A 25,481-nucleotide genomic window follows, 5' to 3' on the forward strand; every position below is an offset into this window, starting at 1 on the left:
AGCAGCTAGGCGGTGACCCGGCGGGCCGTGGCGGCCGCGTCGTTGGCCGCCAACGGATACAGCGACACCATGATGTGTCCGACCTGCCCGTCCGCATCGGCGAGCGGCAGCAACAGCTTGGCCATGCGCCGGAAGATCAGGCTGTTGCGCGAATTGTCGTGGATGAAGCGGACCGGCCGGCGCTCGACAGTGCAGGTGCGGAACTGCGGCAGGCTGCAGACGGCACCGTCCTGCAGGTCATCGATATAGCGGCCGGTGATCCCGTAGCCGCGATAGTCATCAAGATGCATGCCTGACAGGGTGACGCGGAAGCGTGGCGCGGCTTCCGTGCGCTCGACCGCCACCATGGCCAGATTGCCGAGCCAGGGGCGCAGCGTCTCGGGTGTGAGGTCGCTGCGCTGCGGCATCGGACGGTGACCGCGGCGGAGATTCCACCAGGCTTCCAGCGACAGCAGTTGTTCCGGGCAGGACGCGGACATGGGCGGGCACTCCTTCAGATGCCGGCAGGGTGACGAGCCGGGCGGGACTGACGGGAAGCAGGTGGCGGACGCTTGTTTCGGTCTGGGGAGGCGGGGGCATATCAGCGCAAAGCCGGCCGTGCCGCTGTGCGGGCCATCACAGCGGCGCTGTGGTCGCGGTCACAGTTTGCTAAACTGGCGGCAGTCCGAGGAGGGTCCCATGATGGCTCTGGATGATGTGGTCGACACGTATTGTGCGACCTGGAACACGACGGATGCGGGCGAATGCGCGCGCCTGCTGCGTGTGGCCTGCACCGCCGACTGCCGGTACAGCGATCCCCTGGTGCATGACCTCGATCGCGCGGCTCTGGTGGCACATATCGGCATGCTGCTGGAGAAGTTCCCCGGCAGTGCAATCCGCCGCACCAGCGTGATCGACAGCCACCCAGCCGGCCTGCGTTTCGGCTTCGTCCGGCTAGCCGCGGATGGTGGCGTGATGCGCGAGGGCACCGACTTCTGCAGCCTGGGCGAGGGCGGGCGGTTGCAGCGCATCACCGGCTTCTTCGGTCCGCTGGTCGCATTGTAGTCACGAAAAAACCCGCCGCATCACTGCGGCGGGTTTCGGCCGGATCCGGGGTTCGGACCGGATACTCAGTCCTTGGCGCGTTCGAGATAGACGCCACCCTCGGCGATATTGATGATGATGCGCACGCCGGCGCTGACATGCGGCGGCACCATGACGCGCTGGCCGTTCGTGACGATCGCCGGTTTGTAGGACGACGAGGCGGTCTGGCCCTTCACCGTCGGCTCGGTCTCGGTGATCTCCAGGGTCACGGTCTGCGGCAGGGTGACCGAGACGGCCTTGCCCTCGTAGAGCGCGATGTCGACCTTCATGCCGTCCTGCAGCCAGACGGCCTGGTCGCCGACCACTTCGGCCGGCACGCTGAGCTGCTCGTAATTCTCGACATCCATGAAGGTGATGAGGTCGCCCTCGGTGTAGAGGTAGGTGAACTCGCGGTCCTCGATGAAGACGCGCTCGACGCTCTCGGTGGTGCGATAGCGCTCGGTGGTCTTCAGGCCGGAGGACAGATCGCGCAGTTCCAGCTGCATGACCGGGGTGCCCTTGCCCGGCTGGATGTTCTGGGCGGCAATCACGGCAAGCAGCTTGCCGTTGATCTCAACCACATTGCCCTTGCGGAGCTGGTTGGCGTTAACCTTGGCCATGGTCTGTCGGTCTCCGGAATCAAACAGCGGGCCCCCACGGACCCGCTTGCGAAAAAGCCGGCCGGAACCTATCAGGTCAGGGTACCCTTCTCAACCCGAGTCGCGCCCAAATATGCAGCAGCGCAAAACCCCCTGGTGGCGCCCAGACATCTACGCCCGGCGGCGGCCCAACCTGCTGGTCCGCCAGCAGATTCTGCATGCGATGCGGGGCTGGTTCATGGCCCGGGATTTCGTCGAGGCAGAAACCCCGGCCTTGCAGGTCTCGCCCGGACTGGAACCGCATCTGAAGGCTTTTGCCACCATACTGGAGCAGCCCGACGGCAGCACCCGGCCGCTGTACCTGCATACCTCGCCGGAATTCGCCATGAAGAAGCTGCTGGCGGCCGGCGAGCCGCGGCTGTTCCAGTTCGCCCCGGTCTTCCGCAACGGCGAGCGCGCCGCGTTGCACCATCCGGCCTTCCTGATGCTGGAGTGGTACCGGGCGGGGACGGACTATCGCGCCATCATGGCCGATTGCGAATCGCTGCTGCGCGCCGCCGCCGAGGCCGCCGGGCAGACCATCCTGCGCTGGCAGGGGCGGACGGCCGATATCACCGCACCCTGGCGGTATCTCACCGTGCACGACGCGCTGGCGGAATATGCCGGGCTCGATCTCGCCACCTGCATCGGCACCGATTCGCTGCGGCCCGATCTGGCCGCCATGCGTGCCGCCTGTGCCGCCACCGGCGTGCGGGTCGATGACGGCGACAGCTGGGATGATCTCTATTTCCGCGTCGCGCTGGACAGGGTCGAGCCGCATCTCGGGCTCGGCGCGCCCTGCATCCTCTACGACTATCCGGTGCATATGGCGGCGCTCAGTCGGCACAAGGCCCCCGAAAAGGCAGGGCGGCCGCCGCATCTGGCCGAGCGCTTCGAGCTCTATGCCTGCGGCGTCGAGCTGGCCAATGCCTTTTCCGAACTGACCGATGCCGCCGAACAGGCTCGCCGTTTCGCCGCCGACATGGCACTGAAGAAACAGCTTTACGGCTACGACTATCCGGTCGACGCCGATTTCATCGCCGCGCTGGAGCATGGCTTGCCAGATTGTGCCGGCATTGCGCTTGGCATCGACCGGCTGGTGATGCTGCTGACCGGCGCGGAACGCATCGAGGAGGTGTTGTGGCTGCCAGTCTCCGAGTGACCGGTCTCCGAGTGAACGGGCGTCGGCTGACGGCCGCCGCCCTGCTGTTGCTGGCTGCGGCCTGCGCGCCGCGCAGCCAGCCGCCGGCTGCGCCGCCGGTCACCGTGCCGCCGCCGGGCATGCATCTGTGGCCGAACCGCGATGTCATCCAGTCGGCCTGCCTGAATGATTTGGCCGCCACCGGCGCGGAATTCGAACTCGTCGCCCAGGCCGAGCCCGGCAAGGACGGCTGTGACCTGGTCAACGGCGTGAAGCTCTTGCGCCTGCCCGATGCGGCGCTCAGCCGGCCGGTCGAGCTGACCTGCCCGACGGCACTGCGCTTCACCGAGTTCGAGCGCGAGGTGCTGCAGCCAACCGCCCGGCGCATGTTCGGCCAGCCGCTGATCCAGGTGAATCATGCCGGCGGCTTTACCTGCCGGCGCATGGTGGGCGGCGGTGGCCGGCTCAGCGAACATGCCCATGGCCGCGCCATCGACATCTGGGGCTTCGTGCTGGGCGACGGCACGAAACTGTCGGTGACCGAGCAGTTCCGTACCCGCGGCGGCGAGGGCAGTTACCTGCGCGAGGTCAGCCGTGCCGCCTGCACCTATTTCAACGTGGTGCTGAGCCCCAACGCCAACAGCGACCACAAGGACCATTTCCACTGGGATATCGGCCGCTGGAAGCAATGCAGCGGCTGAGCGGAATGTTCTCATTTTGATCCTGTTTCCGGTTGGATTGGCCGGCCCGCCGGTCTAGACTGGGCCATGGCCCACCCGCCCCCTGAACCGCCGGCCCCCGACTCTGCTGCCGACCGGCGCCGGGCCTGGGCGGCTTCGTCGCTGCGCTTCCTCTATCTCGACCTGAACAGCTTCTTCGCCAGCGTCGAGCAGCAGGACGACCCGAGGCTGCGCCGCCGTCCGGTCATCGTCGTGCCGGTGATGAGCGACACCACCTCGGCCATCGCCGCCTCCATCGAGGCCAAGACCTTCGGCATCAAGACCGGCACCCCGGTCTGGGAGGCAAAGCAGAAATGCCCCGGCATTGCCATCGTCAATGCCCGCCATGACCGCTACGTGGAATTCCACGACGAGATCAAAAAAGAGATCGATCGCCATATCCCGGTCTACCGGACCTGGTCGATCGACGAGGTGTCCTGCGAGCTGATGGGACCGCAGCGCCTGAAGCCGGAAGCCATTGCGCTGTCGCAGCGCATCCGCGAGGGGCTGCTGCGCAACCTCGGCGAATGCGTGCGTTGTTCCATCGGCATCGCGCCGAACCAGTTCCTCGCCAAGCTGGCCTCCGACATGCAGAAGCCCGACGGCCTTACGGTGATCGAGGGCCACGAACTGCCCGGCCGCATCCTGCCGCTGGCTTTGCGCGATCTGCCGGGCATCGGCCATAACATGGAGGTGCGGCTGAACCAGGCCGGCATCGGCACCATCGCCGAGCTCTGGGACCTGAAGCCGGAGGAGGCGCGGCGCATCTGGGGCAGCAAGGAAGGCCCGGCCTTCCTGCAGCGCATGCGCGGTATCGGCGACTATGAGCAATCGACCGCGCATCGCTCGATCAGCCACGAGCATGTGCTGCCGCCGCAGTTCCGCGATATGGAATCGGCCCGGCTGATCGCCCGTCGCCTCGGCGTGAAGGGTGGTGCGCGCCTGCGCCGCATGGGCTATGTCGCCGGCAATCTCGGCCTCAAGGTGCGGTTCGACGACGACCGGCGCTGGGCCGGCGAATTCCGCCTGACCCAGACGCAGGACAGTTTTGTCATTCTCGACGGCATCGACCGGCTGTGGACCCAGATGCTGCGCGAGACCCGCGGCGGGCGTGGCCGCTACCGGAAGGTCGGCATGTGGCTCACCGGCCTGGTGCCGCAGGACGAAGTGACGCTGGATCTGTTCGGCGGTGCCTCGGGGCTGGAGAAGGACGATGCCGCGGCGGCCGCGAAACGCGCCAAGCTCTGGGCCATGCTCGACCGGCTGAACCAGAAATACGAGAAGGATACGGTGCATATCGGCGCGCTGCCGCGCCACCGGGCCGATTTCATGGGCGCCAAGATCGCCTTCAACCGGATTCCCGAGCGGGAGGAATTCAAGGAGTAGCGCCGCTGTTTTCCCTTTCAAATCATGATTTTGCTAATTCTACGGAAGCCGGCCACTGAGTCTGCGGCAAACCGTCCGGCGATACCGGCTTGACGGCGCGCCGGCGGCGCCGTATCACCCTGCAACGTCGTGGTGATTTGGGCCGACCGGCTTGCGGACCACGTTAAACAAACCGCTAAAAGGTCGGTGGTTGATGAACCCCGGCCTGCGGCGCGGGGTTTTTTTGTTGCCCGCCGCGGTCCGTCGATTGAGGACTAGGGTGATGAGCAAGGACACGACCGATCCCCGCAACTGGCAGTTGGCGACCCGGCTGGTTCGTGGCGGCACCGCGCGCAGCGAGAACGGCGAGACTTCCGAGGCGATCTTCATGACCTCGGGCTTCTGCTATGACAGCGCCGAGGCGGCCGAGGCACGCTTCAAGAACGAGCTGCCGGGCTTTGTCTACAGCCGTTATGAAAACCCCACCGTGGCGATGTTCGAGCAGCGCATGGCCCTGCTGGAGGGCGCTGAGGCGGCACGTGGCACCGCCAGCGGTATGGCGGCGATCAATGCGGCGCTGACCTGCCAGCTCAGGGCCGGCGACGAAATCGTGTCGTCGCGTGCCGTGTTCGGCTCGATCGCCTATATCATCAACGAGCTGCTGCCGCGTTTCGGCGTGAAGAGCACCATGGTCGACGGCACCGACCTCGCCCAGTGGGAAGCTGCGATCACCCCGCGCACCAGGGTGGTGTTCCTCGAATCGCCGGCCAATCCGACGCTGGAGATCGTCGACATCGCCGCCGTCGCCAGGCTGGCGCACCGGCATGGCGCCCGGCTGATCATCGACAATGTCTTCGCCACCCCGGTGCTGCAGAGGCCGCTGGAGCTGGGCGCCGATATCGTCGTCTATTCGGCCACCAAGCATATCGACGGGCAGGGACGCAGCCTCGGCGGGGTGGTGCTCGGCTCTAAAGCCTTCATCGAGGACGAGCTGGCGCCGTTCCTCAAGCATACCGGGCCGGCGCTCAGCCCGTTCAACGCCTGGGTCCTGCTGAAGGGACTCGAGACCCTGGAGCTGCGGGTCGCCCGCCATGTCGAGAATGCCGCCCGGCTGGCGGATGCCATCGCCGGCCATCCCGGCCTGGCCGCCCCGGCCGATGGCAAGCCGGCCCTGCTCTACCCGGGCCGGGCCGACCATCCCCAGCATGCCCTGGCGATGCGCCAGATGGCCGGCGGCAGCAACATGGTCGCCTTCCGCCCGAAAGGCGGCAAGGCGGGTGCCTTTCGGGTGCTTAACGCTCTGAATATCATAGATATTTCAAACAATCTGGGCGACGCCAAGAGCCTGGTGACCCATCCGGCAACGACCACGCACCAGCGGCTGACCCCGGACGAGCGGGCCCGGCTTGGCATCGGCGACGACCTGCTGCGGTTGTCCGTCGGGCTGGAAGATGCCCGCGACCTGATCGCCGACCTGTCCCAGGCGCTTGAAAAGGCCTGAGAAAGCACTGTTGCCGAACTGTCACAGCCGATGAATTCAGCGGCAGACTGCAATACGGGGCTTTACCGGCGGGTGGAAACCTCTGGTATAGTGCCCTCCGGGTTGAGGCGCCCCACCTTAACGGCTTTTGGCCGCAGTGATATTCGAGGAGATACGCATGAAGGTTCGTGTTGCTCTGCTGACCGGTGCCGCCGCAATGGCGGGTGCCGCGCTGCTGGCGCTCACCCCAGCCCCGGCCTCCGCACAGTCGACGGGCCCCTATGTCGGTATCGGCGGTGGCGCCTCGTGGATTGGCGATGCCGATGTCAACGGCCTCGGCGCCACCAACTCGATGGATTTCGACACCGGCTACGCGGCCCTGCTGAAGGGCGGCTACGCGCTCGGCAACGGCCTGCGGCCGGAAGTGGAATTCGGCTTCCGCAACTGGGGCGCCGACGGCGCCAACGGCGGCGCCTCGGCCGATGGCAAGCTGCGCCAGTATTCGCTGTTCGCCAACCTGATGTACGACTTCATGCCGACCAGCAACTGGAGCCCCTATGTCGGCGCCGGTCTTGGCGGCGTGGAATACTCGGCGCGCAGCCTGCGTGCCGGCACCGCGACCAGCAAGGACAAGGACACCACCTGGGCCGCCCAGGGCATCGCCGGTCTGTGGTATGCGATCGATCCGAACTGGCTGGTCAGCGCCGACTATCGCTTCCAGTACACCGGTGACACCAAGCTGGGCACCAATGTTTCTGGCGCCACGATCGAGCCGGACAACATGACCCACACCGTGATGCTGGGCCTGACCTACCGCTTCGGCAGTTCGCCGGCCCCGATGCCGCAGCCGGCCGTTGCCGCGCCGCCGCCGCCCAAGCCGGCTCCGGCCCCGATGCCGGCTGCTGCCCCGGCGCCGAAGGTCCCCGAGACCTATGTCGTGTTCTTCGCCTTCGACAAGTCGGACATCACCCCGGTGGCGTCGCAGGTGCTTGATCGTGCCGTTGCCGACTTCAAGGCGACCGGCATGACCAACGTGAAGATCGAAGGCAATGCCGACCGCTCCGGTTCGGACAAGTACAACCAGCGCCTGTCGCAGCGTCGTGCCGATGCGGTTGCCGCCTATCTGCGCGGCAAGGGTATCGGTGGTGGCGCGATCCAGACCGTGGCGAACGGCGAAAGCAAGCCGCTGGTGCCGACCGCCGACGGTGTACGCAACGACGAAAACCGCAACGCGCAGATTTACCTGCGCAAATAAGCGGGCGATTTTCCATCGCGGCACGGCCGCTCCCGTCATGCGGGAGCGGCCGTTGCTTTTTGGGGTGTCTGGACATTCCGGTCTCGGCCCCTATTATTTTCCTTGCCGGACCGCATCGGCAGTCAGCGGATCAAGGCCATGTACCAGCAGACGACACGCAACATATCGATCACCGTTGAACCGCTTTATCTGGAGGATCAGTCCTCCCCGGACGAGAATTATTACGTCTGGGCCTACAACGTGAAAATCGAGAATGCCGGTGGCGAAACGGTGCAGCTGCGCAGTCGCTACTGGCGCATCACCGATGCGCGCGGGCGGATCGACGAGGTTCGTGGCCCCGGCGTGGTCGGCGAGCAGCCGGTGCTCGGCCCAGGCGACAGTTTCGAATATACCAGCGGCACGCCGCTGCCGACGCCTTCGGGCTTCATGGTCGGCACCTACCAGATGGTGGCCGAGAACGGCGAGGAATTCGACGTGGTGATCCCCGCCTTTTCCCTCGATTGTCCGTATGAAGCACGCCGGCTGAACTAGGCCGGTTGTCTGCCGCTGGCCGACACGGGTGGTCCGGCGGCGGTTTTCCAACGTATAATCCGGTGAATCTGTGATCAGCCCGGCTTGCCTGCCGGGCCCGTCTGCCCCAGTTTGTGCTGAAACCCAGTATGTGTTGAAACATCAGTGTGTGCTGAAACGTGGCGCAGCGTCAGCCCGGCCCCGGATGCCGGCAGCCAGGAGAGTGACCGTGAGCAACGTGGCAAAGACCGGAGTCGCCCAGCCCTTCGCCAAGGCCAATGACGAGGCCGCGAAAACCGCCGCCGACAAGGATGGCCGCCCCAGCCGCGCCGAGGCGGAAGCCGCCGTGCGCGTCCTGCTGCGCTGGGCCGGCGACGACCCGGACCGCGAGGGCCTGGTCGGCACGCCCGACCGGGTGGTGCGCTCCTACGAGGAATTCTTCGCCGGTTATGGCGAGGATCCCGTCGCCATGCTGGAGCGGACCTTCGAGGAGACCGACGGCTACGACGAGATGGTGGTGCTGCGCGACATCCGGCTGGAAAGCCACTGCGAGCATCATATGGTGCCGATCATCGGCAAGGCCCATGTCGCCTATCTGCCGGGCAAGCGCGTGGTCGGCATTTCCAAGCTGGCCCGGGTGGTCGAGGTCTATGCCAAGCGGCTGCAGATCCAGGAAAAGCTGACCGCCCAGGTCGCCAACACGATCCAGACCGTGCTGCAGCCCCGCGGCGTCGCCGTGGTGATCGAGGCGGCGCACCAGTGCATGACCACCCGCGGCGTGCACAAGCCCGGCGTGACCATGGTGACCAGCCGCATGCTCGGCGCCTTCCGCGACGATCCGCGCACCCGCCATGAATTCCTCAGCATGGTGGGCAATCCGGCCGGCCGGCCGGGCAGCGACTGACAAGCGACGACTGACGGGCCGGCTGATGTCGAGCGAGTTGACGCCGGGGCAGGGCGGCCTTAAACCGGCTGGATGACTGCTCCCTCCCAGGCTTCCCGCGACTGGATCGCCCGCCTTGTCGGCTATGACACCACCAGCCGGCACAGCAACCTCACCCTGATCGACGACATCGCCGGCTGGCTTGCCCAGCATGGCGTGGCGTCCGAGAAGATTTTCGACGCCACCGGCAAGAAGGCCAACCTCTACGCCACCGTCGGCCCCAGGGACCGCGGCGGCGTCGTGCTGTCGGGCCATACTGACGTGGTGCCGGTCGACGGCCAGCCGTGGACCAGCGATCCGTTCAGCATCACCGAGCGTGACGGCCGGCTCTATGGCCGCGGCACCTCGGACATGAAAACCTTCATCGCGCTGTGCATGGCCTTGCTGCCAGAGATGCTGGAACAGCCGCTGGCGGTGCCCTTGCATTTCGCCTTTTCCTATGACGAAGAAGTCGGCTGCCTCGGCGTGCACGGCATTGTCGATTTCATCCAGCGCAGCGCGGTCAAGCCGCGGCTGGCAATCATCGGCGAGCCGACCGAGATGCAGGTGGTCAACGCGCACAAGAGCGTCTGCGCCTGCACCACGGTGGTGCATGGCCTGGAGGCGCATTCCAGCGCCACCCACCAGGGCGTCAATGCCAACCAGTATGCCGGCGAGCTGATTGCCGAGATCAACCGCCTGCAGCGTGAATACCAGCAGCCGGAACATTGCGATCCGCATTTCGAGCCGCCGCATACCACGATCACGGTGGGCGAGATCCATGGCGGCACCGCGCGCAACATCCTCGCTCGCGAATGCCGGCTGGAATGGGATGTGCGCAGCGTGAAGCCCGAGCATGACGAGGCGATTGTCGCCGCCGTGAAGAAATACGCCGCCGAACGGCTGGTGCCGGAGATGCGTCGCATCCATCCCGAGGCCGGCATCGACACGCGGCTGGTGGCCCATGTGCCGCCGTTCCTGCCGATGGCGAACAATCCGGCCGAGACGCTGGCATTGAAGCTGGCCGGGCAGAACCGCACCCAGGTGGTGTCCTACGGCACGGAAGCCGGCATCTTCCAGATCGGCGGCGTGCCGGCGGTGGTCTGCGGTCCCGGCAATATCCGCGAGGCGCACAAGCCCGACGAATATATCGAGGTCAGCCAGGTCGCGGCGGGCGAGGCATTCCTGCGCCGGCTGATCGGCTTCTGCCGCGACGAGGCCAGCCGTTCACTCTTCGGCGAGGCGGCGTAGGCTCTGGCGATAGCGCGCGGCGAATTCGCCCGAGCGTATGTGCCGGCCATTCTCGACCACCTTCCGGCCACCGACCCAGACATCGCGGATCGGCGTCGTCGGCTGGCCGGCAAAGATCCAGGCATCCAGCAGCGCATCGCCGCGCTTTGCCGCCAGCACCGGCGCCTCGTCGTCCAGCCGCAGGAAGTCGGCGCGATGGCCGACCGCAATGGCACCGAGCGGCCGGCCGAGCGCCTGGGCGCCGCCGCGGCAGGCGGCATCGAACAGGGCGCGGCCGGTCGAGCGGTCTGGTCCGCCGGCCAGCAGGCTACGGCTGCGGCGGAACAGCCGCTGACCGTATTCCAGCAGGCGGAGTTCTTCGGCGGCATCGACGCTGATATGGCTGTCCGAGCCGATGCCGATCCGCCCGCCGGCGGCGAGGAAGGCCTGTGCCGGGAACAGCCCGTCGCCGAGGTTGGCCTCGGTGGTGGGGCAGAGGCCGGCGACCGCGCCGGAGGCCGCCAGCGCCGCACATTCGCTGTCGGTCAGATGTGTGGCATGCACCAGGCACCAGCGCGCATCGACTGGCATGGTGCTGAGCAGCCAGTCGACCGGCCGGCTTCCGGTAGCGGCGAGGCAGTTGTCGACCTCGGCGGTCTGCTCGGCGATATGGATATGCACCGGCGCCGCCGGATCGATGGCATCCAGGGCGGCGAGCCCGTCGCGCAGCATCACCGGCGAGACGGCGCGCAAGGAATGCGGGGCAATGCCGAGCCTGCGATCCGCCCGGTCGCGGAAAGCCGGCGCCAGTTGCTGCAGCAGGCGGCCATAGGCCTCGCTGTCGTGCAGGAAGCGGCGCTGGCGCTCCTGCGGTTCGCGGTTGCCGAAGCCGGCATAACGATAGAGCACCGGCAGATGGGTCAGGCCGATGCCGGCGGCCTCGGCGGCAGCCAGCACGCGCCAGCTCAGCTCGGCCGGGTCGTCATAGGGCGTGCCGCCAGCCTGATGGTGCACGTAATGGAATTCCGCCACCGCCGTATAGCCGGCCTGCAGCATCTCGGCATAGAGCTGCGCGGCGATCGCCTCGATATCCGCCGGGGTCAGCCGGCCGGCGAAGCGGTACATGGTCTCGCGCCAGGTCCAGAAACTGTCAGCACCGGGTCCCGACCGCTCGGCGAGGCCGGCCATGGCGCGCTGGAAGGCATGGCTGTGCAGGTTGGGCAGGCCGGGCAGCACCACGCCGTCGAGCCGTTCGGCATCGGGCGTGGCCGCCGACTCCGGCGTCACCGCCGTGATGGTGCCGGCGGCATCGACCTCGACCCGCACGTCGTCGTGCCAGCCGTCGGGCAGCAGGGCATGGCGCAGCAGGAAGCGAGGCATGACGGGGTCTCCCAACTTGTATATATAAGTTAAGAGAAGCAGGCCGGGAACGGAAGCCACAGATGAGTGAAAGCTGGGACAGTGTCTGGCGCGGCGCTGATATGGCCACCATGGCGGCGGGCCCGTCGGAAGCCGGCGACGGCTTCGGCACATTGCGCGACGGGGCGATCACCATCCGCGACGGCCGGATCGACTGGATCGGACCCGCGGCAGCATTGCCGGCCGACGGTATCGGGCCCCATACCGCCGTGCATGATCTCGGCGGCGGCTGGATCACACCCGGCCTGATCGACTGCCACACCCATCTGGTCTACGGCGGCGACCGCGCCCATGAATTCGAGCTGCGGCTGAACGGCGCCAGCTACGAAGAGATCGCACGGGCCGGCGGCGGCATCCGCTCCACTGTGGCGGCGACCCGACAGGCCGATGAGGCCGAGCTGGCGCGCCTGAGCGAAAAACGCCTGCGGCCGCTGCTGGCCGAGGGCGTCACCACGCTGGAGATCAAGTCGGGCTATGGCCTCGACCTCGACAACGAACTGAAATCCCTGCGGGTCGCCCGCCGGCTTGGCGAAACCCATCCTTTGCGGATCCGTACGACGCTGCTGGCCGCCCATGCACTGCCGCCGGAATACCAGGACGATGCCGACGGCTATATCGATCTCGTCTGTGACCGTATCATCCCGGCGGCGGCCGAGGCCGGCCTTGCCGATGCGGTGGATGCCTTCTGCGAGGGCATCGGTTTTACCCCGGCACAGACGAAGCGCGTCTTCGCGGCGGCGCAGCGCCACGGCCTACCGGTCAAGCTGCATGCCGAACAGCTCAGCAATCTCGGTGGCGCCGCACTGGCGGCCAGTTTCGGAGCGCTGTCGGCCGATCATCTCGAATATCTCGACGAGGCGGGGGTGCAGGCGATGGCCACCGCCGGCACGGTGGCGGTGCTGCTGCCCGGCGCCTTCTATGTGCTGCGCGAAACGAAACTGCCGCCCATCGACCTGTTGCGCCGGCACGGCGTGCCGATCGCCATCTCCACCGACTGCAACCCCGGTACCTCGCCGGTCACCTCGCTGCTGCTGATGCTCAGCATGGCCTGCACGCTGTTCCGCCTGACCCCGGCGGAAGCGCTGGCCGGGGTGACCCGCAATGCCGCCCGGGCGCTTGGCCTCGGGGCGCACTGCGGGACGCTGGAAGCCGGGAAAACCGCGGATTTTGTGGTGTGGGACATCGACCGGCCGGCTTCGCTGGCCTATCAGGTCGGCCTCAATCCGCTGCGTCAGGTGGTCTTCGGTGGCCGCCCGCTGCCGGCATCCCGGTAAATCCGCGCCGTTAACCACGGTCAAGGCCGCGATTGCGCCGCAATCCCGCGTCACGGTATCCTGTCCCCTGAGGAACACTCGATTCGCGCGATTGACACAGGTGTCGAATGAACGACTGGCTGTATGTCCTGGGCGGCGCCATCCTCCTCCTCTGGCTGGGGGCCTGGCTGCTTCTGCATCTCGGCAATTTCGAGCAGCGCATCAGCCAGATGCGCATGAGCCTCGAAGTGCGCATGGGCGGCATCGAGAAGCAGTTCACCAGCTACAACAAGTTCTTCGCCGACAATGAGCGCGCCTCGCAGCTCACCTATACCGAGCTGAATGAGATCAAGGGCCAGATCGCCGAACTGCGCCAGCAGCTTGACGACACCAAGCGCGCCATCAATGTGCTCGAGGTTGCCGTCAACGATCTCAAGTTGCGCACCAATCCACGCAACCTTCGCATCGTCTGAAGTTCACAAATTCGGCCACAGCGTCTGCAGGTCGCCGGCGATGTCGGCGACGATGGCCGCCAGCAGCTTCTCGCCTTTCTCCGCGGTTGCCGCGGTCGCGTCGCCGGTGGCGCCGCTGCGGTTGAGGCTGCCGCCCGGCCGTTCTTCCGGCGTCAGCCGGACGGGCCGACGCAGGTGTGCCAGCGTCACGTCATCCTCTGCCTCCGGCTGCACGGTATCGGCCAGCCGGTCGAGCCGCACCAGGCCGGGCGCAATGGCGAGCAGCAGCGAGGTCTCGCGCTCATCGGCATGACCGCCGGCCTGCGCGGTCCACAATCCGTCGCAGGCAGTTCCCAATCGTGGCAGGTCGGCGATGACGATACGCACGCCGTGTCGCTGCAGGATCGTATGGGCAGCGAGCCGCAGCGGTGCCTCGGTGGAGACGCCGTTGTTCAGCACCACGATGCGCTCGGCGCCATGGCGCAGATAGCCTTCGACCAGATCGATCATCAGGGCCTGGAAGGTGTCGGCTTCGACATGCTGGCTGCCGGGATAATCGACAAAGGCCGGATAGAAGCCAATGCCCACCGTCGGCGCCACCAGCACCGGCAGCATCGCCAGCAGCCGTTCGGCAACTGCTTCGACCACCATGCGGTCCGTGCCCAGAGGAAGATGCGGTCCATGCGCCTTCGCCGCTGCGCCGACAGGCAGCAGAACGGGAAGATCATCGCCGAGCAGGTCGGCGGCTTCCATCCATGTGAGGTCGGCGAGGCGCCGGCCGGTGCGGGGGCGGTCAGATGCGGTCACGGTCTTGTGTTCCTGGTCACGCGGCTGTGAGTCCCTGATTTGCGCGAAACCAATCTAGCATCCTTTCCAGCCGGAGGGGACATCCAACGGCAAGAGTGAAGTGCAACGCCCCAACCCAACAGGGAGAAATCCTATGACTCGCAAGACCAACCTGGCCATTGCTGCCGCTGCTGCCGCGCTGTTCGCCACCGGCACCATCGCGCTGGTCTCGGCCCCGGCGGATGCCGCCGTGAAGTGCGTCGGCGCCAATGCCTGCAAGGGCCAGAGTGCCTGCAAGATCGGCACCAGCTCGTGCAAGGGCCTGAATGCCTGCAAGGGCCAGGGCTTCAGCGAACTGCCCGACGCGGCGGCCTGCAAGGCGGCCGGCGGCAAGGTCGGCTGATCGCAGTCGTGTCCGGCCGGCATGGCGTTATGCCATGCCGGCCGCATGGCGCCTGTGATATACAGCACTCGTGATGACGACCGGCAGCCTGACCATGCAGCAGAAGCGTCCTGAAATTTCTGCCAGGACGGCAGGTCACGGCCTGCCGCAGCTCGGCTTCGGCCTCGGCCTGCGGCCGCAGTATTATCCCGACATTCTGGACGGCGATCCGCCAGTCGACTGGTTCGAGGCGATCACCGAGAATTACCTCGTCGCCGGCGGTCCGCCGCTGCGACAACTCGACCGCATCGCCGAGCGCTGGCCGGTGGTGCTGCATGGCGTATCGCTGTCGATCGGCGGCAGCGATACGCTCGACCGTGATTACCTGGCCCAGGTGAAAAATCTGGCCGACCGGGTAAAGCCGCAGTGGATCTCCGATCATCTGTGCTGGTCGCGCCATAACGGCGTGCAGTTGCACGACCTGCTGCCACTGCCCTTCAATGAGGAAACCCTGCGCCACGTGGCAGCTCGCGTGCGCCAGGTGCAGGATACCCTCGGCCGGCGCTTCCTGCTGGAAAACGTCTCGTCCTATGTCGAGTGGCAGAGCTCGACGATGACGGAATGGGAGTTCCTCTCGGCGCTGGCCGAAGAGGCCGACTGCCTGCTGCTGCTCGACGTCAACAACGTCTATGTCAGTGCCCATAATCACGGCTCCGATGCCGATGTGTTTCTGGCCGGGATTCCGGCCAGCCGGGTGGCGCAGATCCATCTGGCCGGCCACAGCAACGAAGGCGACCTGATCATCGACACCCATGATGCGCCGATCGTCGATCCGGTTTTTGCGCTGTACGGCCGGGCGATTCGCCGCTTCGGTCCGGTTTCGACCATGATCGAGCGCGATGACAACTTCCCGCCCTTCGGCGAGCTGCTCGCGGAACTTGACCGCGTGCGGCAGGTGGCGGCCATGGCGTTGCGGCAGGCGGCGGCATGACGGCGCTGGCGAGCCTGCAGGCTGGCTTTTCCGGCTACCTGCTGCAGGACACCGGCGACGCGCCGGTGCGGCCGCTGGTGCGGGTCCCGGCCGCCGTCGATGCCGGGCGGCGCATGCATGTCTACCGCCATGCCTATCGCGAGCGGTTGCACGAGACATTGCGCAGCGACTATCCGGTGCTGCTGCGGCTGATGGGCCGCGAGGGATTTGCGGCGCTGGCCTATACCTGCATCGAGTCCCATCGCTCGCTGCTGCCGAACATCCGCTGGTATGGCGCGCATCTGCCGGTCGTCGCGGCCGGCCGCTCGCCGTGGCAGCATGACGGAGCCATCGCCGACATGGCGCAGTTCGAATGGCATGTCGGACTTGCCTTCGATGCGGCCGATACGCCGGCCATTGCCGCCGCCGATCTGGCGCAGGTACCGCCCGAGGCTTGGGGTGAACTCGGCTTCGTGCTGCATCCGGGTCTGCAGCTGCTGCGGCTCGATTTTGCCGTGCCGGACTGGTGGCTGGCGGTGCAGGATCTCGACGAGGCAGCGGCCAATCCGCCGGCGCCGCTGCGACTGGCGGCCGGCGATACATGCTGGGCGGTCTGGCGCAGCGACAGTGGCGTGCGCTTCCGCCGCCTGGACGTCGATGAGGCCGAGGCACTGCAGGCCGTGCAGACCGGCGAAGGCTTCGGTGCGTTGTGCGCCTTGCTCGCCGGGCATGTCGGCGAGGCTGCGGCAGCTGGTCGTGCCGCCGGGTTGCTGCGGGTCTGGCTTGAGTCAGGCTGGATCAGCGGCCTGCGCCTGCCTGACGAGGGCGAGGCCGTCTAGCTGCCGGCCGTGATCGCCCGGCGCAGGGCCGCCTTCGGCGCAGCATCGTCGAACTGCACACCATCGGCGGTCAGCTTCACCCCGAGATCCCGCCACAGCGCATTCAGATCGAGCGGCGCCGCCTGCGTCACATAGCGCGCGGCCAGCCGCGCCATGGTGCCGGTACCGGTTGCCGCATCGCAGACCCGCAGGAATTCGGCGCGCGGCCAGCGCACCGTGGTGTTGCCCCCGTCATTCAGCACGGCGCGGAAACAGGTTTCCAGCGAGGCCCTGCTATGGCTGCGCTCGCGGATGTCGATGTCGGCCAGCAGCATGAAGATGGCACCGCCCCAGTAGATGCCGCGACGGGTGACCGCATCGAGGCTCTGGATGGTCAGCGCATCGACACCGCGCGGCATCTGGCTGGCGAATTCGTGCCACATCTGCGGCACCGGGTACCAGCCGGCCCGCGCCCGGATCACCGGCTCACCATAGGTGGCCATGCCTTCCATCAGCCAGAAGGACCGTCCGGTCACGAAAGGCGCGCCGAGATGGATCATCTCGTGCACCAGGATCCAGCCGTCATAGAGCTGTGCGCGGGTGGCCTGCTCGCCGATCTGCAGCAGCATGGTGCCGCCGCCACCGCCGCGCACCTGGCCGAACTGGATGCCGGCGCGGCCGCGCACCGGGGTGGCGAGGATCAGCGTGTGGCGCAACGGGAAATGCCCGTAATACTGAGACACGGCCTTGGCGCTGTCGGTCACCCAGGTATCGATGGTGGCATCGTCGAGCTGCAGCCGGCCGGGAAAGCCGACCAGCTCGATCTTTGCATCGCCGCCGGCCGGCAGCAGGCGGCGTGTAAAGCGGCCGAAGACGGCAAAACCGCCATAGGGCAGGTCGGCCGCGGTCATCCGCAGCAGGCCGTCGCGCTGCGGCAGGCCCGTGGCGATATCGAGGCCGTCTCCGGCTGTGACCGACAGCGTGACCGCTGTGCTGCCAGGCAGGTCGGGCGGGCTCAGCCAGACCGACAGCGGCGAGATCACCGCCGGGCCGATCCGCTGTGCCACTTCCGGGCTGGCGGCGAGATCACCGAGCCGGAAACGATACTGCACACTGCGCCCGTCAGCGCCGGGCTCGAAGCGCTCCAGCGCTGCCGCCATGCCGGCCTCGCCGGGACGGTCGAACGCCACCGGACCGGTGTCGTCGCAGCGGGCGGTCACATCGAGGATCAGGGCCGCGGGATCATGCAGGCGGATATCGTAGTGGCAGCTCCGGGCCGGCTGGGCGGCGGCGGGGGCGGCGGAGAACAGGGCCGGCAGGGCGAGGGCGGCCAGGGCCGACAATGAAAAGGAGCGCATGGCCGCAGTCTACGCAGGCTTCGGCGCGTTGCGGCGTCACACTGGTGTGATCCGCGGCCTTGCGGCCGGGGGCTGCCCAGCCTATGAGTGGGCAGCTTTTCCACAGCCCGAACCCGAGTTCTGCCGTGCCCCGCCGCCCGACCGACGACAAGCCGCCCCGCCGCCCGAAATCCGGTCCCCGCAAGCCGGCTGGCGGCCGTGCCGCGCCGTCCGCCAGTGCGCCGGCCCGCGCGCCGGCCCGGGCATCGGGCCATGGCCCGGACCGTGACGAGCGCCGCCCGTCTGCCCGCCCGTCCGCTCGTCCGTCCGCTCATCCGGCCGGCCGTACCGACGGCCCGCGGTCGCACCCGCAGGAAGGCCGCGACCGCGGCAGGGATGACCGGCGTGATGATCGGCGCAGTGACGAGCGGCGCGGCGACAGCCGGTCGGGCAAGCCACACGGAAAGCCTTATGGCAAACCGGGCGGAAAATTCGCTGGCAAGCCGCCCGCGGCAAAGGAAGAGCGGCGGACGCCGCTGCGTCCGGGCAGCAGCCGCAAGGTTGTCGAGGCCGCCATGACCCTGCTCGATGCCATCGCGGAATCCGGCGAACCGGCCGACCGCATCCGCCATGCCTGGATGCGCGAGCATCACCGCCGGTTCGAGCCGGCCGAGCGCACCGCGCTGATGCAGATCAGCGAAGATGTGCTGCGCATGCAGGGCCGGCTCGACTGGTGGCTGGCCGGCAGCGCCGAATACCCGAGCGGCCTTGCCCCCGACAACCGTCTGCGCGTGGCTGCGCTGCGCATCCTGAGCGGCGGCGCCAAGGCGAAAGGCCTGCTGGCCTTCTTCGATGCCGACGAGAAGGTCGCCATCGACCTGCTGCAGCGGCTGGAAGGCCATACGCTGGAACATCCGCATATGCCAACAGCCGCGCGGTTCAGCGTGCCGGACTGGATCCTGCCGTATCTCGAGGCGCGCTTCGGCGCCGACCTGGAGATGGAACTCGCCGCCATGCTGCGGCCGGCGCCGCTCGACGTGCGCATCAATCCGCTGAAGACCACGCGCGATGCCGCCGCCGCGGCCTTGGCCGCCGAGGAACTGCGCAGCCAGCCGACGCCGTTTTCGCCGCTCGGGCTGCGGCTGTCGCCGCTGGCCTATGTCAACAACACCAAGGCTTACGGCCAGGGCCTGGTCGAGCCACAGGACGAGGGCTCGCAGCTGGCCGCGCAACTGGTCGAGGCGGCCGGCTGCAAGTTCGTCGCCGACTTCTGCGCCGGTGCCGGCGGCAAGACGCTCGTGCTGGCGGCGGCGATGAAGAACGGCGGCCGGCTGGTGGCGATGGATGTCAGCACCGGGCGCCTGACCCAGGCCAAGCTGCGGCTGCGCCGTGCCGGCGCCCATAACGCCGAATGCCGCGAGATCGATGCGAAATGGCTGAAGCGCCATGCCGGCCAGGCCGACCGTGTGCTGGTCGATGCACCCTGCACCGGTACCGGCACCTGGCGGCGCAAGCCCGACGCCAAATGGCGCCTGACGCCGCAGGATCTGGCCGAGCTGGTGCCGCGCCAGGCGGAAATCCTCGAGCGCGCGGCCAAGCTGGTGAAGACCGGCGGCCGGCTGGTCTATGTAACCTGTTCGGTATTGCGCGAGGAAAACGAAGATCAGGTGGCCGCCTTCCTGCAGCGCCATCCGGAATTCTCGGTCCTGTCGGTCTCTGACGTCTGGCCGCGTGCGGTTGGCGGCGCCTGCCCGGTGCCGGGGCCTTACTTAAGCCTGTCGCCCGGCCGCCACGGCACCGACGGCTTCTTCGCCGCCATTCTGGTCCGTAGCGCCTAGCCATCTGCCAAGGAAGCCGTGCAGCCAGGCGGCGATGCCGGCATCGTGCCGGGCATAGGCGTCGCGCATGCGGTCGCGGGCCTGGGCGCCGGGCAGGGCGAGCCGGTGGCCCGCCATGGTGCTCCAGCGCTGCATCATCGCGCCGGTGACTTCCGGATGGAACTGCAGGCCATAGGCATTGCGGCCGACGCGCATCGCCTGGTTGGGATACCAGCCGGTCGACGCCAGTCGCACCGTACCGCGCGGCAGCGCAAAGCCTTCGCCATGCCACTGGAAGATATGCAGCGGATCTGGGATCAGGTCGCGGCCCTGCGCCGTCGGCTTCACCGGGTAATAGCCGATCTCGTGCCAGCCCTCGGCATGCGGGCCGACCGTGGCGCCGCCGGCGCGCGCCAGCAGCTGGGCGCCGAGGCAGACGCCAAGGAACGGCGTGCCGCTTTTCAGCACCTTCGGGATGAAGTCGATTTCCTGGCGGATGAAGGGCAGGTGGTCGTCGTTGGCACTCATCGGGCCGCCGAAGATCACGCAGCCGGCATGGTGGTCCAGCGTGTCGGGCAGTTCCTGGCCGAGGCAGGGACGGCGGATGTCGAGATGGTAGCCGCGCGCCCGCAGCTGTTCGCCGATGCGGCCGGGGTCGGAACTTTCCTGGTGGACGATGATGAGGATGGCGGGCTGGGGAATCCCGGTCTCCTGCAGCGGTCCCTGGTACATATCCGGTTCAGCGGCTCCTGATCAGTATAGCAGACTGGGGAACCTGCATTACGCCGGCAGGCTCCCGAGAAATGCATCCAGCGCGGTATTCACCGCCGCCGGCTGTTCTACCGAGGAACTATGCCCGGCTTTGGCGATCCTGACCAGACGGGATTGCGGGATCGCCGCGTGAATCCGTTCGGCCTTGGCCGGCACCGTGGCGGTATCCTGCTCGCCGGCCATCACCAGCACCGGGCAGGCAATGCGTGGCAGTTCGTCATGGACGCCCTGGCGGTCGATCACGCCGTTCACCGCGCGCCAGATGCTGCGGCGGTTGCGGGTGAGCTTCTGCTGCCAGTGGCGCCGCTCCTCAGCCCGGGCAGGATCGCCCATGAAGTCGCGGCTGAACATGATCGGCATCACCTTTCCGGCAACCAGGCCAAGGCCGAGCCAGCGGGCGATAAAGTTCAGCTTGCGGTATTTCGGCACGTTTTCCGGCGGTTCCGGATCGGCCGAGGTCTCCATCAGGATCAGCGAACGGGCCAGATCCGGCCGCCGCGCGCCGAGCCGCATGGCGACAAAGCCGCCCATCGACAGGCCGGCGAAATGCACCGCGCCAAGCTTGAGCGCCTCGATCAGCGCCACCGCATCGGCATAGACGGTTTCCATCGAGATACTGGTGGCTGCGTCATCGGCGCTGCGGCCCTGGCCGCGATGGTCATAGGCGATGACGCGATAGCGGCCCTGCAGATGCGCGGTCTGCGCCGCGAACATGCTGGCGTCCCACAGCAGGCCGTGGCTGAAGATCACCGTCTCGCCGGTCGCACCGGGGCCGGTGTCTTCATAATACAGGGTGGTTCCGTTGATCTCGATGTGCGGCATGGTGGCCGCAGTCTTACTGCGCCGTGATGCCGCCGTCGATCACGAATTCCGCGCCGGTGACGAATTTCGATTCATCGGATGCAAGATAGAGGATGCAATTCGCCACGTCGTTGGGTTCGCCGAGCCGGCCGAGTGGCACCTGGGCGGCCAGCTTGGCGCGGCGGTCGTCCGGATCGCCGCCGGCATAGATCATCTCCTGCACCATCGGCGTGTCGATGAAGGTCGGGTGCACCGAGTTGCAGCGGATGTCGTATTTGCGCTTGGCGCAATGCAGCGCCGTGGTCTTGGCCAGCATGCGGGCGGCGGCCTTCGACGTGTTGTAGGCCGACATGTTGTGGCCGGCGATGATGCCTGAGACCGACGAGATGATGACGATCGAGCCCGGCGCATGGGCGCGCATGCGCGACAGGCCATGCTTGATACCGAGGAAGGGGCCGTGCAGGTTCACGTTGTGCACGAAATGCCATTCCTCGACGGTGATGTCTTCGACATTCTTCAGCACGCCGACGCCGGCCGAATGCACCATCACGTTCAGCTTGCCGAAAGCGGCATCGACTACGTCGAGCGCGGCGATCCACTGCTGCTCGCTGGTCACGTCGAGATTGATGGCGATGGCGTCCTTGCCGATCTCGTCGGCGACCGCGCGGGCACCATCGAGGTTGCGGTCGGCGATGGCGACTTTCGCGCCTTCCTTGGCCATCAGGATGGCGGTGGCTTTTCCCAGTCCCGAAGCGCCGCCGGTGATCAGGGCGACCTTGTTGGATGCGCGACCCATCGTGTGTTTCCTCCTGCTGTCTTTGCCGCAGGATAGCCGGGTCGCCGGCCGGGGCGCAAATATGACGCCGCGTCAATCGCGTTTAATGAGGCCGGTAAAACCAGCAATTGCGAGCGTTGTAATAAGCCAACCAAGCAGCGTGTGAACCCAGTAATATATTCTGTAAGAATAGTCGACTTGTCCCTTGTGATTGATGTGCCTCGGTACCCAATAGGCTTCCTGCTGGAGGTCGAGCACGGGCAAAAATGAATCGATCGAGTAGATTAGGCCGTTAAAACTAGGATATAGGCTCGGTAGGGTATCTGCTGGGTCGTATTGGCTTACTGCTTTAGAAAGAAACATTCGTGCCTTGGTTGGTCCTATGTAGCCATTTGAATGGCCAATATGAAACACAACCCACCCAAAAAGAATAACGATGCTGCCCCACATTAATGCCTTTGTGGGACGATAACCGTATCCGACAAGCATATCCAAAACTGCATGTCGGAACTTTGCTAAGACTCCTCCGAGCCTACCGCTTAATCTAAGCCTCCTCTGCTTCTCGATAAGAATTGTCCTAGAATCAACTTCATGACCCATGCGCTTCAGGACATGCGCCAATTGTTCAAATGGCTGTGGCCGGAAGTTTTTCGCAAGGTGATCGCTGGACTGTCTCAGGAGCCATTTTAAACGTGTCGAAACATCTGTAGGTGCATATCCACCAATATTGGAATAGATAAAGCGATCTAGTTTCATTTGGCCTTGAGGAGGCCAGCAATGCTCAGAGTCTATGAGCGTTCGGCAGCTTGCATCTCTTAAATCTAGATGGCCAATGGCGAGATTTTTATGCATTAAAATAGCCCCGCCTACCGAAAGGCCGTGAGCTATTATCGAATTTATACTATTTTTTTCTGGGGTTGAACTGGCGATTGAAAAGTCGCCCCCTACTGCTGTGTTGTTGAGGCGTATGGCACCATCACACCGCCAGCCTGTATCGAATATCAGCGCTTGCGCGATCTTGGAGTGGCTGATGTTCAGGGCGGTCTTTTGAATTTCTCTATTTTTTTGTTTTTCCAAATTCACGCATGATTGAATAAATCTGGCATCAAATCCGACTGTAGCGTTCTCAAGATTAATTAGTCCTAGAGCCAGAACGTTGGGGCCAATTTCTATGCCGCCACTGATGCTGGATTGGTTAAAGCCAATAGACTCTGGATGGCCGTAGAATTTTGATTTTCGTATTACAGCGCTATTGCCAATTTTGACCAGAGGCATCTTAAAGCATTTTGTGAATCTCGACCCATTTCGCACATACAGGCCCAAGCCTATGCTTGCGCCGCTTCCAATTATGGATGTGTCTTCATCAAGATTCCCAATCAAACTTCTTCGGATTTCTACAAACGATTTTGTCTGAAGAGCGATAAGCATAATTCCAGAAGAAATCCTGGAATCGTCCACTATTACTGGGCCATCAACTATGGTTGAGTGCAGTTCAAGACGTGCTCTATGTTTAATTAGGCGGCACTTCGCCACTTGAAGGTGGCGACGTACGTGCGCCGAATTTATAGAAAGAGGGCCTTCTAATCGAATCCTTGTGAATCTAAGTGATCCGTGAATTGTTGATTCATCGAATCTTATTTTCGCGTTTTTTCCCGCAATGTGTCCTTCTATGAATTCAACGCTTCCAAGAATAGTGGCGCTAAAAAAATCTATACAGCCAAGGATATAAAAATTATCCCGGCATCGAACTCCTTGTCCTATTGTGGCTGATTCTAAAGAAATCGCATTGTCTTCACTTGTTGAGTGGAATCTACTTCCGCTGAGTGCGAGAGTCCCTTTTATGTGACACCCCATAAGTGTTGTAGGTTTTAAGAATACAGAATTTATGAGGTGCGTATCTTTTTCTACGGAAAGCCCTATCCCGTAGATCTCAGAATTAAATCGACATTCTGAAACAAGAAAGTTTCCTAATGCGGCACTATCAAGGAACAATGCGTTGCTGAACTCGCAGCCACTAAAACGTAGCGTCCCCTCAAAAGTAAGATGGTCAAGATAAAGCGGGCCATCAATAAGCGCGTTTGAGATATCTAAAGAAGAGTGCTCTTTGTTTTTGTTCTTGATGTAGCTGGTGAGAAAATCTCCGCGAATCGTCCGTTCTTTGGGCCAGTTGTGGGCGGCGGAGATTGGGGACCATTCGGTCGTAATTGATGAAACAGAACCCGTATCGATCAGTTCCTTCTCTGCGGCTGATGTGGGTTGTAGTGCCATGGTGTTCTCTCAATCCGGTTCTTCCAGCTTGGCGGCCAGGCCGGCGGCGGCCAGGGCGGCCAGCAGTTCGTCGAGATGGTCGCGGTCGCGAGCCTCGACGACGAACTCGATCTCGGTCGACTTGGCCGAGGCCAGTGTGAACAGCCGCTGGTGGGCGACCTCGACGATGTTGACGCCGGCGGCGCCGATCACGCCCGACGCCTTGGCCAGCCGGCCCGGCGCGTCGTCGGTCATCACGATGATCCGGGCCAGCCGACCGTCGCGCACCAGGCCGCGCATCAGCACGGAGGCGAGCAGGCGGGTGTCGATATTGCCACCCGAGAGGACGATGCCGACATTGCGGCCGGCGAAACGCTGCGGGTCGGCCATCAGGGCGGCGAGGCCGGCGGCGCCGGCGCCCTCGCAGACCGTCTTCTCGATCTCGACCAGGGCGACGATGGCGCGTTCGATATCCGCCTCGCGGGCGATCAGCACGTCGTCCACCAGGCGCCGCGCCACCTCGATGGTGCTGCGGCCGACGTCGCGCACCGAAATGCCCTCGGCGATCGACACGCCGCCGACGCTGACCGGCAGGCCGTGCATCTCCTGGTACATCGCCGTGTACAGCTCGCTCTCGACGCCGTAGATGCGCAGGGAGGGTTTCAGCGCCTTGGCCGCGGTGGCCATGCCGGCGATCAGCCCGCCACCGCCGACCGGCACGATCAGGTCATCCAGTGCCGGCGCCTGTTCCAGCATTTCCAGCGCCAGGGTGCCCTGGCCAGCCATGATGGCGTCGTCGTCATAGGGGTGCACGAAGACATAGCCATGCTCGGCGGCGAGCGCATGGGCCTTGGTGGCGGCTTCCACCAGCGTCTCGCCTTCCAGCACCACCCTGGCGCCGAGCGCGCGGACATGGCGGATCTTCACAAACGGCGTGATCGTCGGCATCACGATGGTGGCGGGGATGCCGAGCCGGCTGGCGTGATAGGCGACGCCCTGGGCGTGGTTGCCGGCCGACATGGCGATGACGCCGCGGGCCCGTTCGGCCTCGGTCAGCTGCAGCAGCTTGTTGAGTGCACCGCGCTCCTTGAAGCTCGCGGTGAACTGGTGATTCTCGAATTTCAGCCAGACCCTGGCGCCGGTCAGCTTCGACAGGGTGTAGGACTGCAGGCAGGGGGTCTCGGCCACGGCGCCGCGAATGCGCTCGGCGGCGGTGCGCACATCGGCCAGCGTGATGGCCGGGCGGCTGGCGGCGGCAGCCTGGCTGGACATGGGCAACTCCCTGAAAAGATACGATCTTCGGAAAAACGGGCTGCCCAAGCGGTACGGCG

The 25,481-nt window shown here is 65.4% G+C and carries 25 protein-coding genes and 1 riboswitch; of the genes, 15 read left to right on the top strand and 10 right to left on the bottom strand.

Going from position 1 to position 25,481, the window contains the following annotated elements:
• Positions 1-5: 5 nt before the first annotated feature.
• Positions 6-479: a PAS domain-containing protein gene (locus ACFOOQ_RS12260; RefSeq protein ID WP_379726721.1), complete on the bottom strand. Its 474-nt coding sequence runs from the start codon at positions 477-479 to the stop codon at positions 6-8.
• 199 nt (positions 480-678) lie between these two features.
• Here ACFOOQ_RS12260 and ACFOOQ_RS12265 point away from each other — a divergent pair, with 199 nt between their 5' ends.
• Positions 679-1,044 (top strand): hypothetical protein, encoded by a 366-nt coding sequence (locus ACFOOQ_RS12265; protein WP_379726724.1) that lies wholly within the window; start codon positions 679-681, stop codon positions 1,042-1,044.
• Between the two features lie 65 nt (positions 1,045-1,109).
• Here the strand turns inward: ACFOOQ_RS12265 and efp are convergent, their stop codons facing one another.
• Entirely contained in the window at positions 1,110-1,682 is a 573-nt protein-coding gene (efp, locus tag ACFOOQ_RS12270) for an elongation factor P (RefSeq protein ID WP_379726727.1), read from the bottom strand.
• A gap of 112 nt (positions 1,683-1,794) precedes the next feature.
• Here efp and epmA point away from each other — a divergent pair, with 112 nt between their 5' ends.
• From epmA to argE, 8 genes are all read left to right on the top strand, one after another.
• Entirely contained in the window at positions 1,795-2,862 is a 1,068-nt protein-coding gene (gene epmA / locus ACFOOQ_RS12275; RefSeq protein WP_379726730.1) for an EF-P lysine aminoacylase EpmA, read from the top strand.
• On the top strand, positions 2,841-3,542 hold the full coding sequence (locus ACFOOQ_RS12280) for an extensin family protein (protein ID WP_379726733.1): 702 nt from the start codon (positions 2,841-2,843) through the stop codon (positions 3,540-3,542). Before epmA ends, ACFOOQ_RS12280 begins: the two co-directional genes overlap by 22 nt.
• Positions 3,543-3,608: 66 nt before the next feature.
• Entirely contained in the window at positions 3,609-4,946 is a 1,338-nt protein-coding gene (locus ACFOOQ_RS12285) for a Y-family DNA polymerase (RefSeq protein WP_379726736.1), read from the top strand.
• Between the two features lie 119 nt (positions 4,947-5,065).
• A riboswitch (SAM riboswitch) is annotated at positions 5,066-5,145 on the top strand.
• 63 nt (positions 5,146-5,208) lie between these two features.
• Positions 5,209-6,426, top strand: a complete 1,218-nt coding sequence (gene metZ, locus ACFOOQ_RS12290; protein WP_379726739.1) for an O-succinylhomoserine sulfhydrylase — start codon at positions 5,209-5,211, stop codon at positions 6,424-6,426.
• A gap of 157 nt (positions 6,427-6,583) precedes the next feature.
• Positions 6,584-7,660 carry an OmpA family protein gene (locus tag ACFOOQ_RS12295; protein ID WP_379726742.1) on the top strand — a complete coding sequence of 359 codons (1,077 nt, stop codon included), beginning with the start codon at positions 6,584-6,586 and terminating at the stop codon, positions 7,658-7,660.
• Between the two features lie 138 nt (positions 7,661-7,798).
• The gene (gene apaG, locus ACFOOQ_RS12300; RefSeq protein WP_379726744.1) at positions 7,799-8,191 is read left to right on the top strand and encodes a Co2+/Mg2+ efflux protein ApaG; all 393 of its coding nucleotides are present in this window, start codon (positions 7,799-7,801) and stop codon (positions 8,189-8,191) included.
• A 217-nt stretch (positions 8,192-8,408) separates the two neighbouring features.
• Positions 8,409-9,074, top strand: a complete 666-nt coding sequence (gene folE / locus ACFOOQ_RS12305; RefSeq protein WP_379727558.1) for a GTP cyclohydrolase I FolE — start codon at positions 8,409-8,411, stop codon at positions 9,072-9,074.
• A 72-nt stretch (positions 9,075-9,146) separates the two neighbouring features.
• Positions 9,147-10,343 carry an acetylornithine deacetylase gene (gene argE, locus ACFOOQ_RS12310; protein WP_379726746.1) on the top strand — a complete coding sequence of 399 codons (1,197 nt, stop codon included), beginning with the start codon at positions 9,147-9,149 and terminating at the stop codon, positions 10,341-10,343.
• Here the strand turns inward: argE and ACFOOQ_RS12315 are convergent.
• On the bottom strand, positions 10,320-11,702 hold the full coding sequence (locus ACFOOQ_RS12315; protein WP_379726749.1) for a formimidoylglutamate deiminase: 1,383 nt from the start codon (positions 11,700-11,702) through the stop codon (positions 10,320-10,322). The genes argE and ACFOOQ_RS12315 overlap by 24 nt on opposite strands.
• Before the next feature lie 62 nt (positions 11,703-11,764).
• On the opposite strand from ACFOOQ_RS12315, the gene hutI reads away from it, so the two are divergent.
• Complete coding sequence (gene hutI, locus ACFOOQ_RS12320; RefSeq protein ID WP_379726752.1) at positions 11,765-13,015, top strand: imidazolonepropionase; 1,251 nt, start codon at positions 11,765-11,767, stop codon at positions 13,013-13,015.
• A 107-nt stretch (positions 13,016-13,122) separates the two neighbouring features.
• Positions 13,123-13,467, top strand: coding sequence for a hypothetical protein (locus ACFOOQ_RS12325; protein ID WP_379726755.1), 345 nt, complete (start codon positions 13,123-13,125; stop codon positions 13,465-13,467).
• Between the two features lie 3 nt (positions 13,468-13,470).
• Here the strand turns inward: ACFOOQ_RS12325 and ACFOOQ_RS12330 are convergent, their stop codons facing one another.
• Positions 13,471-14,253, bottom strand: coding sequence for a creatininase family protein (locus ACFOOQ_RS12330; protein ID WP_379726758.1), 783 nt, complete (start codon positions 14,251-14,253; stop codon positions 13,471-13,473).
• 133 nt (positions 14,254-14,386) lie between these two features.
• Here ACFOOQ_RS12330 and bufA2 point away from each other — a divergent pair, with 133 nt between their 5' ends.
• The 3 genes from bufA2 to ACFOOQ_RS12345 all read left to right on the top strand — a co-directional run bounded on the left by bufA2 (position 14,387) and on the right by ACFOOQ_RS12345 (position 16,423).
• Positions 14,387-14,635, top strand: a complete 249-nt coding sequence (bufA2, locus tag ACFOOQ_RS12335) for a BufA2 family periplasmic bufferin-type metallophore (protein ID WP_379726761.1) — start codon at positions 14,387-14,389, stop codon at positions 14,633-14,635.
• Positions 14,636-14,708: 73 nt separating this feature from the next.
• The gene (bufB, locus tag ACFOOQ_RS12340; protein ID WP_379726763.1) at positions 14,709-15,605 is read left to right on the top strand and encodes an MNIO family bufferin maturase; all 897 of its coding nucleotides are present in this window, start codon (positions 14,709-14,711) and stop codon (positions 15,603-15,605) included.
• Positions 15,602-16,423 (top strand): HvfC/BufC family peptide modification chaperone, encoded by an 822-nt coding sequence (locus ACFOOQ_RS12345; RefSeq protein WP_379726766.1) that lies wholly within the window; start codon positions 15,602-15,604, stop codon positions 16,421-16,423. Before bufB ends, ACFOOQ_RS12345 begins: the two co-directional genes overlap by 4 nt.
• Here the strand turns inward: ACFOOQ_RS12345 and ACFOOQ_RS12350 are convergent.
• Positions 16,420-17,760, bottom strand: coding sequence for a hypothetical protein (locus ACFOOQ_RS12350; RefSeq protein WP_379726769.1), 1,341 nt, complete (start codon positions 17,758-17,760; stop codon positions 16,420-16,422). The two genes, ACFOOQ_RS12345 and ACFOOQ_RS12350, sit on opposite strands and share 4 nt — an antisense overlap.
• Before the next feature lie 125 nt (positions 17,761-17,885).
• Here ACFOOQ_RS12350 and ACFOOQ_RS12355 point away from each other — a divergent pair, with 125 nt between their 5' ends.
• Positions 17,886-19,577, top strand: coding sequence for an RsmB/NOP family class I SAM-dependent RNA methyltransferase (locus tag ACFOOQ_RS12355; RefSeq protein WP_379726772.1), 1,692 nt, complete (start codon positions 17,886-17,888; stop codon positions 19,575-19,577).
• Here the strand turns inward: ACFOOQ_RS12355 and ACFOOQ_RS12360 are convergent.
• From ACFOOQ_RS12360 to ACFOOQ_RS12380, 5 genes are all read right to left on the bottom strand, one after another.
• Positions 19,509-20,288: a glutamine amidotransferase-related protein gene (locus ACFOOQ_RS12360; protein ID WP_379726775.1), complete on the bottom strand. Its 780-nt coding sequence runs from the start codon at positions 20,286-20,288 to the stop codon at positions 19,509-19,511. The genes ACFOOQ_RS12355 and ACFOOQ_RS12360 overlap by 69 nt on opposite strands.
• A gap of 48 nt (positions 20,289-20,336) precedes the next feature.
• Positions 20,337-21,149 (bottom strand): alpha/beta fold hydrolase, encoded by an 813-nt coding sequence (locus ACFOOQ_RS12365; protein WP_379726778.1) that lies wholly within the window; start codon positions 21,147-21,149, stop codon positions 20,337-20,339.
• A gap of 13 nt (positions 21,150-21,162) precedes the next feature.
• The gene (locus ACFOOQ_RS12370; RefSeq protein ID WP_379726781.1) at positions 21,163-21,924 is read right to left on the bottom strand and encodes a glucose 1-dehydrogenase; all 762 of its coding nucleotides are present in this window, start codon (positions 21,922-21,924) and stop codon (positions 21,163-21,165) included.
• Between the two features lie 72 nt (positions 21,925-21,996).
• Positions 21,997-24,171 (bottom strand): hypothetical protein, encoded by a 2,175-nt coding sequence (locus tag ACFOOQ_RS12375; protein WP_379726784.1) that lies wholly within the window; start codon positions 24,169-24,171, stop codon positions 21,997-21,999.
• Positions 24,172-24,180: 9 nt separating this feature from the next.
• On the bottom strand, positions 24,181-25,422 hold the full coding sequence (locus ACFOOQ_RS12380; protein WP_379726787.1) for a threonine ammonia-lyase: 1,242 nt from the start codon (positions 25,420-25,422) through the stop codon (positions 24,181-24,183).
• Positions 25,423-25,481: the final 59 nt, after the last annotated feature.

This window comes from Ferrovibrio xuzhouensis (assembly GCF_042648965.1).
In the GTDB taxonomy this organism is placed as follows: Bacteria; Pseudomonadota; Alphaproteobacteria; order Ferrovibrionales; family Ferrovibrionaceae; genus Ferrovibrio; species Ferrovibrio xuzhouensis.